This window comes from Stenotrophomonas sp. YJH_SMC_138 (genome assembly GCF_059369855.1).
In genome coordinates this window covers 46924-64213 of record NZ_JCAFTB010000007.1, presented here as the reverse complement: position 1 = coordinate 64213, position 17290 = coordinate 46924, and the positions used below count along the sequence as shown (strand labels likewise).

The window sequence follows — 17290 nt, the reverse complement described above, 5'->3', positions numbered from 1 at the left end:
TCAGAAACGACTTAATCCCCTCCGTCCCCTTTTTGCGGGGTCAGTCGGTGTCGTCGACGCGCTCGCCCATCAGTTCGCGCTGGCGCTTGTCCAGTTCCTCGGCGTAGCGCTTGCGGACGAAGGCTTCAGAGACCACGCCAGGACCTGGCCGTTGGCGGCGACCACGGCCAGTTCATCGGCCTGGGTCTGGTCGAAGCGCTGCATCACGCTGACCACGTCCGCGGCCGGTGACAGTGACACGTCCCGGTTCTCGGCCAGCTCGCCGATCATGGTCTCCGGCTTCACGCCGTCGCCGTAGACGCGCGGAATCTGCACGATGCCTGCGTAATGGCCTTCGCTGTCGATCAGGATCACCCGGCTGCCCGAACCCAGCGGGAAGCGCTGGCGGAACGTGGCGGCATCGAGATCGGCCGGCGCGGTAGCCACGCCCTTGCGCATCAGCCGGCCGGCGTTGAGGTTCTGCACCCAGCCCACGTCGCGTGCGCTCTTGATGGTCTCGCCGCGCAGGTGCATGCGCCAGGTCGAGAACGAATAACCGAACCACTGCCGTACCAGCGTGCTGGAGACCAGCACCGCACTCATCACCACGCTGGTCAGCAGGAAGTCGTGGGTGCCTTCCAGCACCAGCATGGCCATGGTCATCGGTGCGCCGACCACGGCGGCGGCCAACGCTGCCATGCCAGCCAGCGCGGCGGACGTGGCATCGATCACCGGCACACCAGTGGCCATCGCCAGCAGGCCGGCGAACAGGGCGCCGACCAGGGTGCCCATGAACAACGAGGCGAAGAACAGGCCGCCGCGGAAACCAAACCCGAGCGAGATGCCCGAGGCCAGGCACTTCAGGGTCAGCAGGCCGCCGATCCAGATCAGCGGCAGGTGCGTGGTCAGGTCCAGGTGCAGCGCGCCATGGCCGGACGACAGCACCTGCGGGCTGGCCAGGGCCAGCGGAATCAGCAGCAGGCCGCCCACCACCGGCCGACCCCACAGCGGCAACGGGCTGCGCTTGACCGTGCCTTCGATCGAGGCGATCAGCCGCATCACCGCGATGCCGACCATCGCGCAGCAGCAGCCAAGCAGGCCGTAAATGGCGTAGTCGGCGGCGCGGACATCAATCGTCGAGGCAGCCGGCAGCAGGTAGGGCTCGATGCCGGCCTGGTCGGCCACGAATGCACCTGCCAGCGCGGCCACCGCCACTGGCGCCAGTGCGGCCGGGGTGTAGGCGCCGATGACGATCTCGAAGGCGTAGAACGCGCCGGCCAGTGGCGCCCCGAAGGCGGCCGCGATGGCACCGGCGGCACCGGCGCCGACCAGGATGCGCACGTCGTTGCGGCGCAGGCGCATCACCCTGCCCAGCTGCGAGCCGCTGCCCGCTCCCATCTGCGTATACGAAGCCTCCAGCCCGACCGAGGCGCCGCAGCCATTGGACAGCAGGGTCTGGGTCAGCACGATGAGGTTGTCGCGCATCGACATGCGCCCGCCATGCAGGGCATTGGCTTCGACCGCATCGAGCAGGGGCCGCTTGAGCCGGGTCGCGGCCAGGCTGACCAGGCCGACCAGCAGGCCACCCAGCGGCAGCACCAGCAGTGCGGTCCAGGTCAGCGCGGGCAGGGAGCTCAGGCGCATGCCGTCGTCCAGCCCGTACAGGGTGCCCTGCAGCCAGCGTGCGATGCCGGACTGCAGCAGGGTCAGGTAGCCGGCGATCAGGCCGACCAGCAGGGCAAGCGCGATGAACCACAGGTCGCTGCCGCGCAGGCGCAGGCGCAGGCCCTGGAAGGCCAGATGCAGGCGCGATGGCGAAACAGGCAGTGACATGGTGGCGGCATGATACGCCGCCACCGTGGTCGCCGCCGTCACTGCATCGGGCGGTTACCGCGTCAGAAGCGGTAGCGGCCCTGCACGTAGAAGGTGCGTGGCGCGGCCACCATGCGGCCGGCGTTGCCATCGACGTTGCGGGTGTACCAGCGCTTGTCGGTCAGGTTGTTCACGCCCAGCGCGATCTCGCTGTCGTCCAGCCCCGGCACCTGCCAGGCCACCTGCGCGTTCCACAGGCGCACGCCCGGCACGCGGCCCACGCGCGCGTCAGCGGTTTCTTCCCAGGTGTTGGCGGCATCGGAGAACTGGCCGCTCTGGTGGGTGCTGGAGACATTGAAGGTCCAGCCGGCCAGTGCGTAGCGGGCGCCGACGCTGTCGGTGTCGCGCGAGTAGAAGGGCACGTCCAGGCCGCGGTTGTCACCGGACTGCTGGATCGCCTGGGTCCAGGTGTAGTTGGCGTACAGCTCCAGCCCGGCCAGCGCACTGTCCTCGGCGAAGTGGTACTCCAGCGCGCTCTCCACGCCCTTGTGGTCGGTGGCGCCGATGTTCTGGAAGGTCGGTGGGGTGATCCCCGGCACCTGCAGGATCTGGTTGTCGAAGCGCATCTTGAACACGGTCACTTCCGCGCGCAGTGCGCCGTCCTGCCAGCGCGCGCCCAGTTCGGCGGTCTTTGCCACTTCCGGTTTGAGCGGATTGCTGGCGGTCTGGGAATTCAGCTGGATGTTCTGCACCGGCCCGAACGAGGTGGTGTAGTTGCCGAACACAGTCAGCCGCGGCGTCAGCAGGTAGGCGATGTTGAGCGAGGGCAGGGCCTTGTCGTTGAGGCTGCTGAAGGTCGCCGTGCCACCGGCCTGGCGGCGGTCCATGTCGATCCATTCCATGCGCACGCCCGGGGTGATCCGCCACTGGCCGATCGCGATGCGGTCGTCGATGTAGAACGCATGGGCATCGGTCGCGTTGTCGAAACGGGTGGTGGCACTGGCCACGCCGGTGCGGCGGCTGACGGTGTAGCTGCGGTCGTTGCCCCGTTCGCGCAGGAAGCGGTAGCCGGCGGTGATGTCGTGCACCGTGCTGCCCCAATGCAGGCGCTGGGTATAGCGCGGCTCGATGCCAAGCACGCGGTAATCGCGCGGCTGCACGGTCAACTGGGTATTGGCCGCGTTGATCAGCGAGCTGGCGCGGCTGCTTTCGTTGTAATAGGCCAGCACCTCGAATTCGCTGTTGGCCGACAGCGTGTTGGTGTAGCCCAGGTCGATGCCGGTGCGGTGGCCCTTCCAGAAATCGGTGGAGCGGGTGTTCTGGAACGGGTCGGCCTCGTACTGGGCGCGGGTCAGGCCGCCCGGGGTCAGCGAGCGCACATCGTAGTACGACAGCTTGGCACGCAGTTCCTGCTGCGCGTCGATGGCATAGGCGAACTTCAGCGCCAGGTCGTTGAAGCGGTCATCGCTGCCCTGGCGCCAGCCACGCCCGTCCTGGCCGGAGTACAGCAGGGCCGCGCCCAGGCCGTTGTCGCCGGTACCGCCGAGGAAGGCGTTGTACTGGGTGCTGTCACCGCCGCCATGGTCGTAGGCGGTGTAGCGCACGCCCGCTTCGCCGTGCAGGCCTGCCTCGGTGGGAATGGCGCGGGTGCTGAAGTTGATGATGCCGCCCACGTTCTGCGGGCCGTAGCGCACCGCGCCGCCGCCGCGCACCACGTCGATCGATTCGATGTTGGACAGGCTGGTCGGCGCGAACGACAGCTGCGGCTGACCATACGGCGCCACCGCCAGCGGTACGCCGTCCAGCAGTACGGTCGAGCGCGGCGAGTAGCGCCCGGTCAGGCCGCGCACGCCGATGTTCAGCGAGACCGAGCTGCCGGCCGTACCGGAGTTGTCGGTGACCTGCACGCCGGGGATGCGGCGCATGGCATCGCCGATGCTGGCCGCGCCGCTGGCCTCGATGCGCTGGCGGTCGACCACCGTGCGCGCGCCGGCGAAGCGCTTCACGCTGTCATGCAGGCCGGTACCCAGCCAGCTGCCAGAGACCTGGATGCTGTCGAGCGTGGTAGCGCCGTCCTGGGCGAAGACGCTGGCGGCCGGAAGCAGGCACAGGGTGAGGGCGGCGGCCAGGGGCAGGCGGGCCGGTTGCAGGGCGTGGATGGGCATCGGTGCAGGCTGTGGAAGGTCGTAAATGAGAATTATTGCTGATTCCATTCGCCAATGGAATGCGCGTCGGGTTCATGCCGTTGCCCCGGTGGTAAAATGGGCGATTGCTTCCTGACTCGCCGAGATCCGCCATGTCCCAAGCCGCCTTCTACCCCGTCGGAACCCCTGGCCAGCCGTGGGGAGCGGCGGAACGGGAGCTGTGGCGTGGTCGCCAGCAGCGCCTGCGTCGCTATGACCAGGAGGTGCTGCCGCGCATCGAGGCGCTGGCCTCGCGTTTCGACAAGGTGGCCTATGGCCGGCTCGACTACGCTGGCGAGACCTATACGTTGTTCGCCCTGCGCAGCCGCGACTGGAACCCGGCGCTGCCCGCCGCGCTGGTTACCGGTGGCGTGCACGGCTATGAGACCAGTGGCGTGATGGGCGCGCTGGAGTTCCTCGAAAAGCACGCCGCCGACTATGCCGGCAAGGCCAACCTGCTGGTGGCGCCGTGCGTGAATCCGTGGGGCTTCGAGCGCATCAACCGCTGGAACTTCGATGCGATCGACCCGAACCGCAACTTCCGCGCCGATGGCCCGGCCCGCGAGTCGACCGCGCTGATCGAGCTGGTTGCACCGATCAAGGGCCAGTTCGTGCTGCACATCGACCTGCACGAGACCACCGACAGTGATGAAAGCGAGTTCCGCCCGGCGCTGGCCGCGCGTGATGGCAAGCCGTTCGAGCCGGGCCTGATTCCGGATGGCTTCTACCTGGTGGATGACAGCGAGGCCCCGCAGCCGGCCTTCCAGCAGGCGGTCATTGCCGCCGTGGAGAAGGTCACCCATATCGCCCCCGCCGACGACAAAGGCGAGATCATCGGTTCGCCGGTGATCGCCCACGGCGTGATCGAGTATCCGCTGGTAAAGCTGGGCCTGTGCGCCGGCATTACCGGCGCGAAGTACACCACCACCACCGAGGTCTACCCGGACAGCCCGCGGGCAACCCCGCAGCAGTGCAACGACGCACAGGTGGCAGCGGTGTGCGCGGCACTGGATTACGCGCTCGCCCATCGCTGACAGATAAAAAGGGGACGGAGGGGATTAAGTCGTTTGTGCCCCAGTACCGCCGGGGCACAAACGACTTAATCCCCTCCGTCCCCTTTTTCACCCCAACGCGTCGGCCCACCAGAGTGCGGCTGGGCCTGGCGGCGTGTCGCGTCGCCACAGCAGGTCGCTGTGGATGCGCCGCGGCCAGCCCGGCAGCACCAGTTCCACCAGCCGCCCACGGTCATAGCGCTGCACCAGCGCCCGCGGCAGTTCGGCCCAGCCGATGCCGTCCTCGGCCATCTCCATCACCATCAGGTAATCGGTGGCGGTCCACGCGAGGCCGGTGACCAAGCGGGTCTGATCGACTTCCGCGCTCAGGCGCACCTGCCGATGCCGTGCCAGTTGTGCGGCGGCGCGGCGCCCGGCGCTGGCCAGCGGGTGTCCGCGCGCCACGTACACCGACAACTCGCTGTGGTGCGCCAGCGGCCGCGCCACCAGCCCATCGGGATAGCGCTCCTGCCTGGGCAGCAGGCCCAGCGCGGCGCGGCCGCCGCTCACCCGTTCCAGCACGTCCTCGCCTTCGGCATCCAGCCACTCCAGCTCGATCTCCGGGAACGCTTCGGCGAAGCGCTGCAGGATCCGCTGCTCCGGATCCAGCTGGTAGACATCGGAAAACACCACGGTCAGGCGCGGCTCGACCGGCGCGGACAGGCGCACGCTCAACTGCTGCAGGCGCGCATCGGCGGCCAGGATCTCCTGTGCGTGGCCCAGCACCTGGCGCCCGGCCTCGGTCAGCCGCGGGTAGCGCCCGCTGCGGTCGAACAGGCTCACGCCGAGGTCGGCTTCCAGGTGGGCAATGGCGGTGCTGACCGTCGACTGGGTCTTGCCCAGCCGGCGTGCCGCGGCCGAGAACGAGCCCAGCGCGGCGGCTTCCACGAAGGCCTGTAGGGATTCAGGGGAATAGGGCATTGATCCATCGCTCCTGTCGATGGAATCCATTTTGATACCACCGTAAAAGGCGATGATACTAACCCCCGTCGCCCCTGTCTGCGAGGGGCGTTCCGGACCCTCCACGCGCGGCGTGGATCCATTGATGAGGCGGCGCGGTCCCCGTCCTGCAAGGAGTTTCACATGTCCCGTACTGTTCCCGCCCGTGGCGCGCTGGTCGCCTGGGCCTGCCTGACCGTGGCGATCGTCGCCGAAGTGGTCGGCACCTCGTTCATGGCCCACGCCGCCCGCGATGGCGGCTGGACCGGTTATCTGATCATGGCCGGTGCGCTGGCGCTGTCCTACTTCTTCCTGGCGCAGTCGGTGCGTCGCATCGCGGTGGGCGTGGCCTACGCGGTGTGGGAAGGCCTGGGCCTGACCCTGCTGACCGTGGTCGGCCTCACCGTGTTCGGCGAGAGCCTGTCACTGCAGCAGCTGGCCGGCCTGGTGCTGGCGGTGGTGGGCATCGTCTGCGTCACCCTCGGGGAGGCACACTGATGAATACCCTGGCTCTGTTTTTCGTGATCTGTTCGGCGCTGATCGATGTCGCCGCGAACATGATGGTGGCCAAGTCGGAAGGCTTCCGCCGCTGGCGCTGGGGTGTCGCTGCGATCGTCATGGTCTGGATCGCCTTCGCCCTGCTGGGCCAGGCGGTGCGTTACATGGACCTGGCCACCGCCTATGCGATGTGGGGTGCGATCGGCGTGATCGGAACCGCCACCTGCGGACGCCTGTTGTTCGGCAACCGCCTGCGTCCGATCGGTTGGATCGGCATCGGTCTGGTCACTGCGGCGGTGCTGCTGCTCAGCACCGCCAAGTAGCAACGGGTCTTTTCGCGGGCGTGGCGGCACCGGTGCGGGCGATTTGCGAAGTCGCCCGCGCTCGCCGACACTGCGGCTTTCCACAAGGAGTGCCCGCATGTTCAGCCACATCACCGTTGGAACGAACGACATGGACGTCGCGCATCGCTTCTACGATGCCCTGTTCGCCGCGATGGGGGCACGTCCGGGTGTGTTCGACGAAAAGGGTCGGCTGCTGTACTTCAAGGATGGGCGGATGTTCGGCGTGACCGCGCCGATCGATGGGCAGCCAGCGTGCCATGCCAACGGCGGCACCATCGGTTTCAGTCTGGGCAGTGCAGAGGCCGTGCGTGCCTGGCAGGAAGCTGGCGTGGCTCACGGTGGTACCGCAATCGAAGATCCGCCCGGCGTCCGCAACATGTCCGGTCGGCAGGTGTTTCTGGCCTATCTGCGTGACCCGGATGGCAACAAGCTGTGTGCGGTGCATGTAATGTCGTGATCGGACAGGATGCGCGTGGCCGCGCCGCGGCCCGCGCGGGCAAGGTTGCGCTCCGGCGCGCGCGTGATAACACGGAATGGTGGGCCGGGCCTGTGACCACAGGCCGCAACTTCATGCTCTGTCCACTGCGGTTCAGCCAGAATTGGGCGGCTAACCCTTTGATCTACCGGAGAACGCCGCCCCATGGATGTACTGGAGCCGCAACAATCCCCGGTGCGCACCCTTCGGCCTGTGTTCGCCTTCGCGGCGATCGTTGTCGTGGCGTTCGCGCTGTTCGTCAGCCTGTTTCCGCTCGGTGCGGGCCGCCTGCTGGTCAAGGCGCAGGACTGGGCCGCACTCAATGTCGGCTGGTACTACCTGCTGGCGATGACCCTGTACCTGGTGTTCGTGGTCGGTGTGGCGCTGTCCAAGTATGGCGGCATCAAGCTCGGCGCCGACCATGATGAGCCGGAGTTCAGCTATCTTTCCTGGGCCGGCATGCTGTTCGCCGCCGGCATCAGCATCACCCTGTTCTTCTTCTGCGTCTCCGAACCGCTGACCCACTACCTGCAGCCGCCGCAGGGCGATCCGGCCGCAGGCGAGGCCGGGGCGCGCCAGGCCATGCAGCTGCTCTTCCTGCACTGGGGCCTGCATGGCTGGGGCGTGTTCGCACTCGCAGCGATGGCGATGGCCTACTTCGCCTATCGCCACAACCTGCCGCTGGCGCTGCGCTCGGCGCTGTATCCGCTGATCGGCAAGCGCATCAACGGGCCGATCGGCTACACCGTGGACGCGCTGGGCATTGTCGCCACCGTATTCGGCATCGGCGCCGACATGGGCTTCGGCGTGCTGCACCTCAACGCGGGCCTGTCGCACCTGTTCAACATCCCGCACTCCAACCTGGTGCAGATCATCCTGGTGGTCAGCATGATGGGCGCGGCGGTGGCCGTCGCGGTTTCAGGCGTGGAGAAGGGCGTGCGCTGGATGGCCAACATCAACATGCTGCTGGCGATCGCGCTGGTGCTGTTCATGCTGTGCGCCGGCCCCACCCAGTACCTGCTGAGTACGCTGATGCAGAACCTGGGCGACTACCTGGGCAGCGTGGTTGGCAAGAGTTTCGATGTGTACGCCTATGGCGGCCGGCCGGAATGGCTGGGCGGTTGGACGGTGTTCTATTGGGCCTGGTGGATCGGCTGGGCGCCGTTCGTCGGCCTGTTCATCGCGCGCATCTCGCGTGGCCGCACCATCCGCGAATTCGTGTTCGGCGTGCTGCTGATCCCGCTGGGCTTCACCCTGGCCTGGCTGTCGATCTTCGGCAACAGCGCGCTGGACCAGGTGCTGCACCACGGCCAGCAGCAGCTGGCGCAGCTGGCGGTGGATGACCCACCGACCGTGCTGTATGCACTGTTGGATGGCTACCCGTGGAGCCGCACGGTGATCGCGGTGACCGTGCTGGTCAGCTTCATCTTCTTCGTGACGTCGGCTGATTCGGGGGCGGTGGTGTTGTCCACGCTGTCCTCGCACGGCGGCGCGCCGGAGGATGATGGTCCGCGCTGGCTGCGCGTGTTCTGGGGCACGGTGATCGCGGTGCTGACCGCCGGGCTGCTGCTGGCCGGCAGCATCGATGCACTGAAATCGGCGGTGGTATTGGCCTCGCTGCCGTTCTCGGCGGTGCTGCTGCTGATGATGTGGGGCCTGACCCGCGCCTTCAGTGACGAATCGCACCGCAAGCGCGCGCTGCAGTACCGGCCCTCGCCGCTGATCGGTGACGATCGCCACCATCAGGGCTGGCGCCAGCGCCTGAGCCAGGCCATGCACTTCCCGGTGCGCGACCAGGTCTACCGCTTCATGGATGACACGGTGAAGCCGGCGATGGAAGCGGTGGCCGAACAGCTGCGCGGGCAGGGCTGGGACGTGGCCACGCGCTTCGAGGCCGGCGACATGGAGCTGACGGTGAACCATGGCGAGCAGCAGGATTTCCTGTACCGGGTGATCCTGAGTGGCTACCTGACCCCGTCGTTCGCCGCGCAGCAGCTGCGCAACCAGCGCTACTACCGCGCGGAAGTGCATCTGTTCGAAGGCAGCCAGGACTACGACCTGGTCGGCTACAGCCGCAAGCAGATCATCAACGACATCATCAGCCAGTACGAACGGCACCTGCAGTTCCTGCACCTGAGCCGGTGATGCGGTGGGTGCGGACCGTTGGTCCGCACACCCCAGCAGAGCCGAGCCCATGCTCGGCTTCCTGTTGCCGAAGAGCAGCCGAGCACGGGCTCGGCTCTACAGGTGGCGCATCAGAACCGGTAGCGCGCGCCCAGCGAAACGAACTGCCCGCGCAGGTTGTACTGGCTGATGTCGAAACCGTTGGAGCCGCCGGCCGGGTCGAACGGCGGGTCCTTGTCGGTCAGGTTCAGCACCGACAGCGACAGCGTGGTGTTGGGAATGCCTTCGTAGGCCACGTACAGGTCCAGCTGGTGATACGGCTTGACGCGGTCGCGCAGGCCCGGATTGCTGGTGGCCGTCGCCACGCGCTGGTCGTAGCCGCTCACGTACTGCAGGCTCAGCGTGCTGCTCCAGTCGCCCACCGCCCAGTTCAGCGAGGTGGTGCCGCGCGTACGCGGCAACGCGCCGTGGCGATTGTTGCCAGCCCCCTCATACGGCGCCTGACCGGCTACCAGCGGTTGCTTGAAGCTCAGCAGGTGGGTCCAGCTGCCGGCCACGGTGAAGTTGCCCCAGCCCTCGGTGCGGAAGGTGTGGTTGGCGTCCAGGTCCAGCCCGGAGGTGGTCAGTTCGCCCTGGTTGGCGTACTGGTTGGTGATGAACTGGATGCGCCCCTGCGCATCACGCTGTACACGGCCGGGGAACAGCGTCGGGTTGTCGACGATGAACTGCGCGCTGTCCGGCTTGACCAGGTTGTCCTGCTCGATGCGGTACCAGTCCAGGCCGATGCTGGTATCGCCATCCGGCGACCACACCGCGCCCACGTTGAAGTTGCGCGAGCGTTCGGCCTTCAGGTCCGGGTTGCCGGTGCGGATGTTGGTCACGCCACGGCTGCCACCGGGCTGCAGCGGATCCAGCGGATCGATCACCGAGCCGTAGCTGACGGTCTGGCCTGGCGCGATTTCCGGCAGCGAGGGGGCGCGGAAGCCGCGCGAGAACGAACCGCGCAGCAGCAGGCTGTCCAACGGCTGCCAGCGCAGCGCCAGCTTCGGCGAGAACGCCTTGCCGAAATCATCGTAGTGGTCGCCGCGACCAGCCACCTGCAGCTCAAGCGTGCGGTGCAGCGGCACGCTCAATTCGGCGTAGGCGGCGCTGACCTGGCGCTCGCCGTTGACCACGTTGATGGCCGGGCGCAGTTCGGTGCCCGACAGCACCTGTGCGCTGGTGCGCGCATCCAGTGACTCCTTGCGGAACTCGGCACCCCAGGCGAAGCCGACCGCACCGGCCGGGAGGTCCCACAGCGAGGTCGAGGCCTTGACGTTCAACGCGTGCAGCTTGTACCAGCCTGGCCGCTTGGTCTGCAGGCGCAGTGCATCCAACGCGCCCGGCGTGCTGGACGGATTAAGGAAGTTGTAGCTGCCATCGCGCAGGATCTGTTCGAACGCGTAGCGGTTGACGAAATTGTCGACGTACTCGCGCTGCGCGCTCTGCGAGGTCAGCGCCGCCGCTTCCCAGTCCCAGCGCTCGCCACTGCCACGCACGCCGGCCAGGGCACGGTAGAACACCTGGGTGTTGTCCTTCAGGCGCGGGCCGAGATCGAAGAAGGTGTACTCGAACGGCAGCGGCGCGCTGCCCGGGTTGTTCGGGTGGCCCACCGGCAGCACCGCCGGCACGTCGATCAGGGTGCCGGTGGCCGGGTTGTAGGCACGCAGGCCCGGGCCGACGGTGAGCGGCGCGCTGAAGATCTGGTCGGCCTTGTTGTGGCTGTACAGTACGTCGGCGAAGGCTTCGACGCTGTCGTTGAAGCGGTAGGTCGCGCTCAACGACGCCTGCAGGCGCTCGGCGCCGGGCTGCAGGGTCTTGAACGGCTGGGCGTTGAAGGCGCAGGCCTGGCCGGGCAGGGTGCTGCCGAAATCGCTGTACGGGCGCAGCTGGCTGCCATCCGGGCAGTTGGCGAACGGTTGCGGTGCGCGCGGGTTGGACAGCCAGTTGCCACCGGCGGTGGACCAGCCGGCCAGGCGGCCACCGGGCTTGTCGCGGAAATCGCCGCTGCGGGTGTAGGCACGCTGGTCGGCGTCGAGGCGATCACGCTTGAGCAGGTCCAACCCGAACAGCACGTTCCAGCCCTGCTGTTCGAGATCACCGAAGCCGGCCAGCAGGTTGGCCTTGTGCTCATCGAGGCCGCCCTGGGTGGCGGTACCGAAGCCGCCGCCGACTTCCACGCCCTGGAAGTTCTTTCGCAGGATGATGTTGATGACGCCGGCGATGGCATCGGAACCGTACACCGCCGAGGCGCCATCCTTCAGCACTTCGATGCGTTCCACTGCGCTGATCGGCAGCGCGTTGAGGTCAACGAAGGTGTCCTGCGTGTTGAGCGCAAAGCCGAAGTTGGACACGCGATAGCCGTTGACCAGCACCAGCGTGTTCTTCGGCGACAGGCCGCGCAGGCCGATCGATGCAGAACCGGCGGCGAAGCTGCCGGTGTACTGCTCGTCGAAACTGTTGCCGGCATTGGCCGACAGGTTGCGCAGCACGTCGGTGAGGGTGGAGCGACCGGTCTGCTCGATCTGTTCGCGGCTGACGATCTGCACCGGGTTCGGCCCGGCGGTGTCGCTGCGCTTGATGTTGGAGCCGGTCACCAGCACGGTGCCCAGGGTGGTGCTGTCCTTGCCGGCATCGGCGGTTTCAGCGGCGCCGGCAGCGCCGGCGGTGAGGCCCAGCGCGATCGCGCCGGCAAGCAGGTTCAGGGTGGTGCGGTACATGGAAGCGACAACGCCGAACGGGGGAGGAGCCGTCAGTACCGCATGCAGGCAAGTACGCCTTCCAATGACGAAAGCGCATTCAGTTATACATCACAGGTTCTTAACGAACTGACTCGGTGGGTGCGGACCGTTGGTCCGCACTCCTCCTGGGGGTCAGATCCCTTTCCAGCGGAAAGGGATCTGACCCCGGTTGTCCTACCCTCAAGGCCGCAGCAGCACCTTGCCATTGCGGCCCGAACCGGCGCCCGCCTTCGCTGCCTGGGTAATGTCGTCCAGTGCGAAGATCTGCTCCACCGGCAGGGTCAGTTCGCCGCTGGCCGCACGCTTCAGCAGCTCGCCGACCAGCCGGCGCTTGTCCTCCACCGCCATCGCCTGGCTGACTTTGCTGCCCCAGAAGCCCTTCACCGTGGCCTCCTTGTAGATCAGGCCACCGGCGGGAATGCGCATCGGCTCGCCGCTCATCACCCCGAACGACACCAGCGTGCCGTGGTGGCCGAGCAGGTCGACCAGGTCACCGCTGGCGTCGCCGCCGATGGAATCCACCGCGGCCGCGGCCTGTGCTTCGCCAGTCGCTTCACGCACGCGATCCTTCCAACCCTCCACCGAGGTGTCGAACACATGATCGATACCCAGCGCCTGCAGTTGCGCGACGGCATCGGCATTGCGCACCAGGTTGGCCACATGCACGCCACGCGCCCGCGCCAGCATCGCCAGCGACTTGCCCACCGCGCCATTGGCGGTGTTCTGCACGATCCACTGGCCTGCTTCGACGTGCAGGAATTCCAGCAGCATCAGCGCGCTCAGCGGCATGGCGATCAGCTGCGCGGCCATTTCGTCGGGGATCGCCTCGGGCATCGGAATCACCATGCGTGCCGGTGCAATGAACGCTTCGGCCCAGGTGCCATGCACCGAGGCGGCGGCCACCCGCTGGCCGATCTGCAGGCCGTCGACGCCTTCGCCGAGTGCATCGACCACGCCCAATGCTTCACTGCCACCGATCGCCGGCAGTGTCGGCTTGTAGCCGTAGAGGCCGCGCACGGTCAGCAGGTCGTGATTGTGGATCGAGGCCAGCACGGTGCGGATGCGCACCTCGCCGGGGCCGGGCTCGGGGAGGGTGGCATCGGCAATGGCGAGGACGTCGGCCGGGTTGCCGAAGGAAGGGTACTGGGCAGCGCGCATGGGCGGTGTTCCGCGGAAAGTTGATGTTGTACCGAACTGGGGACGCAGGCGCTGTCGACAAGGCGCCGCAGGTGCAACACGGCATCCTGCGACTGATCGTCGCGGCATGTCGTGATTGCCGCATCTTGTGTTGACGGTTCCGATTATCCCCACTATGTTGTGGTCGTCACTCCCGGTCAGCCGCCGCCGCCGGACACGCAGCAAACGTCCCGCGGCCCGCCCCTGAAGGCTTGCCGTGTCGACGCGGCCGCCATCGTGCGGACCCAGATCGCCCCCACGGCCCGGATACCGGCCGCAGGCGCAGGCTGTTGCCGACGATCTGGTGTTCCCGCGCTTTGGCATCCCACCCCGACCGCCCCGTGCGCCGGTATCGCGTGCAGGGCCGCCATGGCATCGACCGCCAACGCGCGTGCGAGCCTGGAGCTTCACCACCATGACCGACAGTACCTTCCGCGTGGCCGATCTGGCCGGCGCTGGCGACGCCTTGCGCGCCGGTGGCGAGCGCGTGCCGACCTGGATCACCAAGGAGGCCGGCAACCGCCGCCTGCCATTCGACGCCGGGCGACTGCAGCGCAGCATCGATGCGGTGCACGCCGAGTTCCCGCAGCTGGATGTGAGCGACTACCGCCGCGTGGTGCAGGCAATGGTCGAGCGCAAGCCCAGCATCAGCGCCGATGACCTGGTCGATCTGCTGATCCGCGAGGCCGAATCGCGCGTGGACCTGGTCGCGCCGGAGTGGGAGCAGTTTGCCGCGCGCATCTACCTGCGCCGCCTGTACAAGCGTGCCAGCCGCAACCGCTTCTACGATGTCGGCCTGAAGTACGGCTCCTACGTGGGCCTGCAGGAAAGCCTGGCTGACCGCGGCATCTACAGCAACGACATCCTGCGCTGCTACTCGAAGGAAGAACTGCAGCAGGCCGGCGGGATGATCGACCCGGAACGCGACCGCCTGTTCGCCTACAACGGCCTGTACCTGCTGGCCACGCGCTATCTGGCCAGCGACCGCAGCCGCGAGGTCTATGAGCTGCCGCAGGAGCGTTGGCTGACCATCGCGCTGTACCTCATGCAGGAAGAAAAGCCGCGCGAGCGGCGCATGCAGCTGGTCGGCGAGGCGTACTGGGCGCTGTCCAACCTGTACATGACGGTGGCCACGCCGACCCTGGCCAACGCCGGCAAGGTCGGGGGGCAACTGTCCAGTTGCTTCATCGACACGGTGGACGACAGCCTGCAGGGCATCTATGACTCCAATACCGACATCGCCCGCGTGTCCAAGCACGGCGGCGGCGTGGGTGCCTATCTGGGCTATGTGCGCAGCAGCGGCGCGCCGATACGGGGCGTGCCCAATTCCTCCGGCGGCGTGGTGCCATGGATCAAGCAGCTCAACAACACCGCAGTGTCGGTCGACCAGCTTGGCCAGCGCAAGGGCGCGGTGGCGGTGTACCTGGACATCTGGCACCGCGACATCGAAGCCTTCATGGACCTGCGCCTCAACAACGGCGACCAGCGCCTGCGCGCGCATGATGTGTTCACCTCGGTGTGCGTGCCGGACCTGTTCATGGAAGCAGTCGAACGCCGTGCCGACTGGTACCTGTTCGACCCGCACGAGGTGAAGCAGGCCAAGGGCTGGTACCTGCAGGACTTCTACGACGAGAAGCGCGGCGCGGGCAGCTTCCGCGACCGCTACGCCGAACTGGTGGCCGACGAGCGCATCAGCCGGCGCACGGTGAAGGCGATCGATCTGTTCAAGCGCATCATGCTCAGCCAGCTGGAGACCGGCAACCCGTTCCTGTTCTACCGCGACGAGGTCAACCGCCGTAACCCGAACAAGCACGCCGGCATGATCTATTCCAGCAACCTGTGCACCGAGATCCTGCAGAACATGAGCCCGACGCGGATGATCCAGGAGATCGTCAGCGGCGACCAGATCGTCACCACACGCCGCGCCGGCGACTTCGTGGTCTGCAACCTGTCTTCGATCAACCTCGGCCGCGCGATCCATGCGCCGGATGACCTGCTGGCCACCGATGTGCTGGAGCGCCTGATCCCGATCCAGGTGCGCATGCTGGACAACGTGATCGACCTCAACGCACTGCCGGTGCCGCAGGCCACGATCACCAACCGCAAGTACCGCGCCATCGGACTGGGTACGTTCGGTTGGCACCACCTGCTGGCGCAGCAGGCGATCCAGTGGGATTCACCGGATGCCGAACAACTGGCCGACCGCCTGTATGAGCGCATCAATTTCCTGACCATCCAGGCCAGCGCGCAACTGGCGAAGGAAAAGGGCAGCTATCCGATGTTCACCGGCAGCGATTGGCACAACGGGCGTTACTTCCGTGATCGCGACTACACTGGCGCCGCATGGGACAGCCTGGCGCGCGAGGTCGCCACGCACGGCCTGCGCAACGGCTGGCTGCTGGCGGTGGCGCCGAACATGAGCACCGCGCAGATTGCCGGTTCCACCGCATCGATCGACCCGATCTACAGCGCGTTCTACTACGAGGAAAAAAAGGACTTCCGGCGGCCGGTGGCAGCGCCGGGGTTGTCGCTGGAAACCTGGCCGTACTACGAGAAGGGGGCGTACAAGGTCGACCAGTTCGCCAGCGTGCGCCAGAACGCGCGTCGCCAGCGCCATGTTGATCAGTCGATCAGCTTCAACCTGTACGTGCCCAGCACGATCCGCGCCAGCACCCTGCTGGAGCTGCACCTGAGCGCCTGGCGTGAAGGCCTGAAGACCACGTACTACGTGCGCTCCAACGACATCGACATCAGCGAATGCGAGTGGTGCGCCAGCTGACCGCTGTAGCGCCGAGCCCACGCTCGGCTCCGACGCGAAGAGCAGCCGAGCATGGGCTCGGCTCTACATCTGCAACGCACGTAATACGAAGGTAGACGACCATGGCAACCCCCCTCGACCGCATCAAGATCCTCGAACCGCGCCATCCCAACCGCAGCACCGGCATCATCAACGGCCGCACCAGCGGGATCCTGAACTGGAATGACATCCCGTACCCGTCGTTCTATCGGGCCTACAAGGAGCTGTCGACCAACTTCTGGATCCCCGACGAGGTCGACATGAAGGCCGATGCGCGCCAGTACGGCGAGCTGTCCGGGCGCGAAAAGAACGCCTACGACTCGATCATCGGCCTGCTGGCCACGCTCGACTCACCGCAGACGCGCTTCATCTACAACGTGGCCGAGTACATCACCGACCCGGCCGCGCATGCCAATGCCGCGATCATCGGCCAGCAGGAAGTGATCCACAACGAGAGTTACAGCTATGTGCTGGCCTCGATCACCGACCTGCCGAACCAGAACCGCGTATTTGAACTGGCGCGCACCCATCCGACCATCATCAAGCGCAACGCGCCGATCATGGGCGCGTATGACGACTTCATGCGCGAGAAGACCGCCGAGACCCTGTTGAAGTCGTTGATCCAGTCCTCGATCCTGGAGGGCATCAACTTCTATTCCGGATTTGCGTACTTCTACAACATGGTGCGGCAGAACCGCATGACCGGCACCGGCAAGATCATCAGTTTCATCAACCGCGACGAACTGGCCCATACCAAGTTCATCAGCGAGCTGATCCGCGCCATCATCGGCGAGAACCCGGAGCTGCAGACCAACGAGCTGACCGCCTATGTGCACCAGGCGTTCGAGCACGCCATCGAGCTGGAAACCCAGTGGTCGGCGGAAGTACTGGACGGCATCGACGGCATCGATGTGGAGGAAATGACACGCTACGTGAAGTACCGCGCCAACAAGATGGCCGGCATGCTCGGCATCGAGCGCCTGTACAGCGACACCACCGATAACGTGATGCCGTGGATCAAGGCCTACGCCGACAACTTCACCGAGACCAAGACCGACTTCTTCGAGATGCGCAATGCAAGTTACAAGAAGACCAACGTCGATAACGGCTTCGACGACCTCTGAGTCCGGC

General features: G+C 66.6%; 11 protein-coding genes and 1 pseudogene. 7 read left to right on the top strand and 5 right to left on the bottom strand.

The window, feature by feature from the left end; genetic code table 11:
- Window positions 1-40: 40 nt before the first annotated feature.
- Window positions 41-1812: pseudogene (locus tag AC5P7I_RS15210) on the bottom strand (chloride channel protein).
- Window positions 1813-1874: 62 nt separating this feature from the next.
- Complete coding sequence (locus AC5P7I_RS15205) at window positions 1875-3956, bottom strand: TonB-dependent receptor family protein (protein WP_262088208.1); 2082 nt, start codon at window positions 3954-3956, stop codon at window positions 1875-1877.
- Window positions 3957-4087: 131 nt separating this feature from the next.
- Here AC5P7I_RS15205 and AC5P7I_RS15200 point away from each other — a divergent pair, with 131 nt between their 5' ends.
- Window positions 4088-5008 carry a M14 family metallopeptidase gene (locus tag AC5P7I_RS15200; protein WP_014647445.1) on the top strand — a complete coding sequence of 307 codons (921 nt, stop codon included), beginning with the start codon at window positions 4088-4090 and terminating at the stop codon, window positions 5006-5008.
- Between the two features lie 87 nt (window positions 5009-5095).
- On the opposite strand, the gene AC5P7I_RS15195 is transcribed toward AC5P7I_RS15200, so the two are convergent.
- Window positions 5096-5947, bottom strand: coding sequence for a LysR family transcriptional regulator (locus AC5P7I_RS15195; protein ID WP_014647444.1), 852 nt, complete (start codon window positions 5945-5947; stop codon window positions 5096-5098).
- A 162-nt stretch (window positions 5948-6109) separates the two neighbouring features.
- Between AC5P7I_RS15195 and AC5P7I_RS15190 the strand changes: the two genes are divergently transcribed.
- From AC5P7I_RS15190 to betT, 4 genes are all read left to right on the top strand, one after another.
- The gene (locus tag AC5P7I_RS15190) at window positions 6110-6463 is read left to right on the top strand and encodes an SMR family transporter (RefSeq protein WP_010485170.1); all 354 of its coding nucleotides are present in this window, start codon (window positions 6110-6112) and stop codon (window positions 6461-6463) included.
- Window positions 6463-6786, top strand: a complete 324-nt coding sequence (locus AC5P7I_RS15185) for a DMT family transporter (protein ID WP_014647443.1) — start codon at window positions 6463-6465, stop codon at window positions 6784-6786. Before AC5P7I_RS15190 ends, AC5P7I_RS15185 begins: the two co-directional genes overlap by 1 nt.
- Window positions 6787-6883: 97 nt before the next feature.
- Window positions 6884-7264, top strand: a complete 381-nt coding sequence (locus tag AC5P7I_RS15180) for a VOC family protein (RefSeq protein ID WP_046431075.1) — start codon at window positions 6884-6886, stop codon at window positions 7262-7264.
- A gap of 183 nt (window positions 7265-7447) precedes the next feature.
- On the top strand, window positions 7448-9427 hold the full coding sequence (gene betT / locus AC5P7I_RS15175; protein ID WP_014647441.1) for a choline BCCT transporter BetT: 1980 nt from the start codon (window positions 7448-7450) through the stop codon (window positions 9425-9427).
- A gap of 110 nt (window positions 9428-9537) precedes the next feature.
- On the opposite strand, the gene AC5P7I_RS15170 is transcribed toward betT, so the two are convergent.
- The gene (locus AC5P7I_RS15170; RefSeq protein WP_262088207.1) at window positions 9538-12165 is read right to left on the bottom strand and encodes a TonB-dependent receptor; all 2628 of its coding nucleotides are present in this window, start codon (window positions 12163-12165) and stop codon (window positions 9538-9540) included.
- Between the two features lie 201 nt (window positions 12166-12366).
- On the bottom strand, window positions 12367-13344 hold the full coding sequence (locus AC5P7I_RS15165) for a zinc-binding dehydrogenase (RefSeq protein WP_046431070.1): 978 nt from the start codon (window positions 13342-13344) through the stop codon (window positions 12367-12369).
- Between the two features lie 433 nt (window positions 13345-13777).
- Between AC5P7I_RS15165 and AC5P7I_RS15160 the strand changes: the two genes are divergently transcribed.
- Window positions 13778-16141, top strand: a complete 2364-nt coding sequence (locus AC5P7I_RS15160; RefSeq protein ID WP_046431067.1) for a ribonucleoside-diphosphate reductase subunit alpha — start codon at window positions 13778-13780, stop codon at window positions 16139-16141.
- 101 nt (window positions 16142-16242) lie between these two features.
- A complete protein-coding gene (locus tag AC5P7I_RS15155) occupies window positions 16243-17283 on the top strand; it encodes a ribonucleotide-diphosphate reductase subunit beta (protein WP_262088206.1) in 1041 nt (346 codons plus the stop codon).
- The last annotated feature ends 7 nt before the right edge of the window (window positions 17284-17290 follow it).

Excerpts from the sequence above, each read along its gene's own strand:
- betT (WP_014647441.1), top strand. The coding sequence starts at position 7,448 with ATGGATGTACTGGAGCCGCAACAATCCCCGGTGCGCACCCTTCGGCCT.
- AC5P7I_RS15200 (WP_014647445.1), top strand. The coding sequence starts at position 4,088 with ATGTCCCAAGCCGCCTTCTACCCCGTCGGAACCCCTGGCCAGCCGTGG.
- AC5P7I_RS15170 (WP_262088207.1), bottom strand. The coding sequence starts at position 12,165 with ATGTACCGCACCACCCTGAACCTGCTTGCCGGCGCGATCGCGCTGGGC.
- AC5P7I_RS15180 (WP_046431075.1), top strand. The coding sequence starts at position 6,884 with ATGTTCAGCCACATCACCGTTGGAACGAACGACATGGACGTCGCGCAT.
- AC5P7I_RS15185 (WP_014647443.1), top strand. The coding sequence starts at position 6,463 with ATGAATACCCTGGCTCTGTTTTTCGTGATCTGTTCGGCGCTGATCGAT.
- AC5P7I_RS15195 (WP_014647444.1), bottom strand. The coding sequence starts at position 5,947 with ATGCCCTATTCCCCTGAATCCCTACAGGCCTTCGTGGAAGCCGCCGCG.
- AC5P7I_RS15165 (WP_046431070.1), bottom strand. The coding sequence starts at position 13,344 with ATGCGCGCTGCCCAGTACCCTTCCTTCGGCAACCCGGCCGACGTCCTC.
- AC5P7I_RS15205 (WP_262088208.1), bottom strand. The coding sequence starts at position 3,956 with ATGCCCATCCACGCCCTGCAACCGGCCCGCCTGCCCCTGGCCGCCGCC.
- AC5P7I_RS15155 (WP_262088206.1), top strand. The coding sequence starts at position 16,243 with ATGGCAACCCCCCTCGACCGCATCAAGATCCTCGAACCGCGCCATCCC.
- AC5P7I_RS15190 (WP_010485170.1), top strand. The coding sequence starts at position 6,110 with ATGTCCCGTACTGTTCCCGCCCGTGGCGCGCTGGTCGCCTGGGCCTGC.
- AC5P7I_RS15160 (WP_046431067.1), top strand. The coding sequence starts at position 13,778 with ATGACCGACAGTACCTTCCGCGTGGCCGATCTGGCCGGCGCTGGCGAC.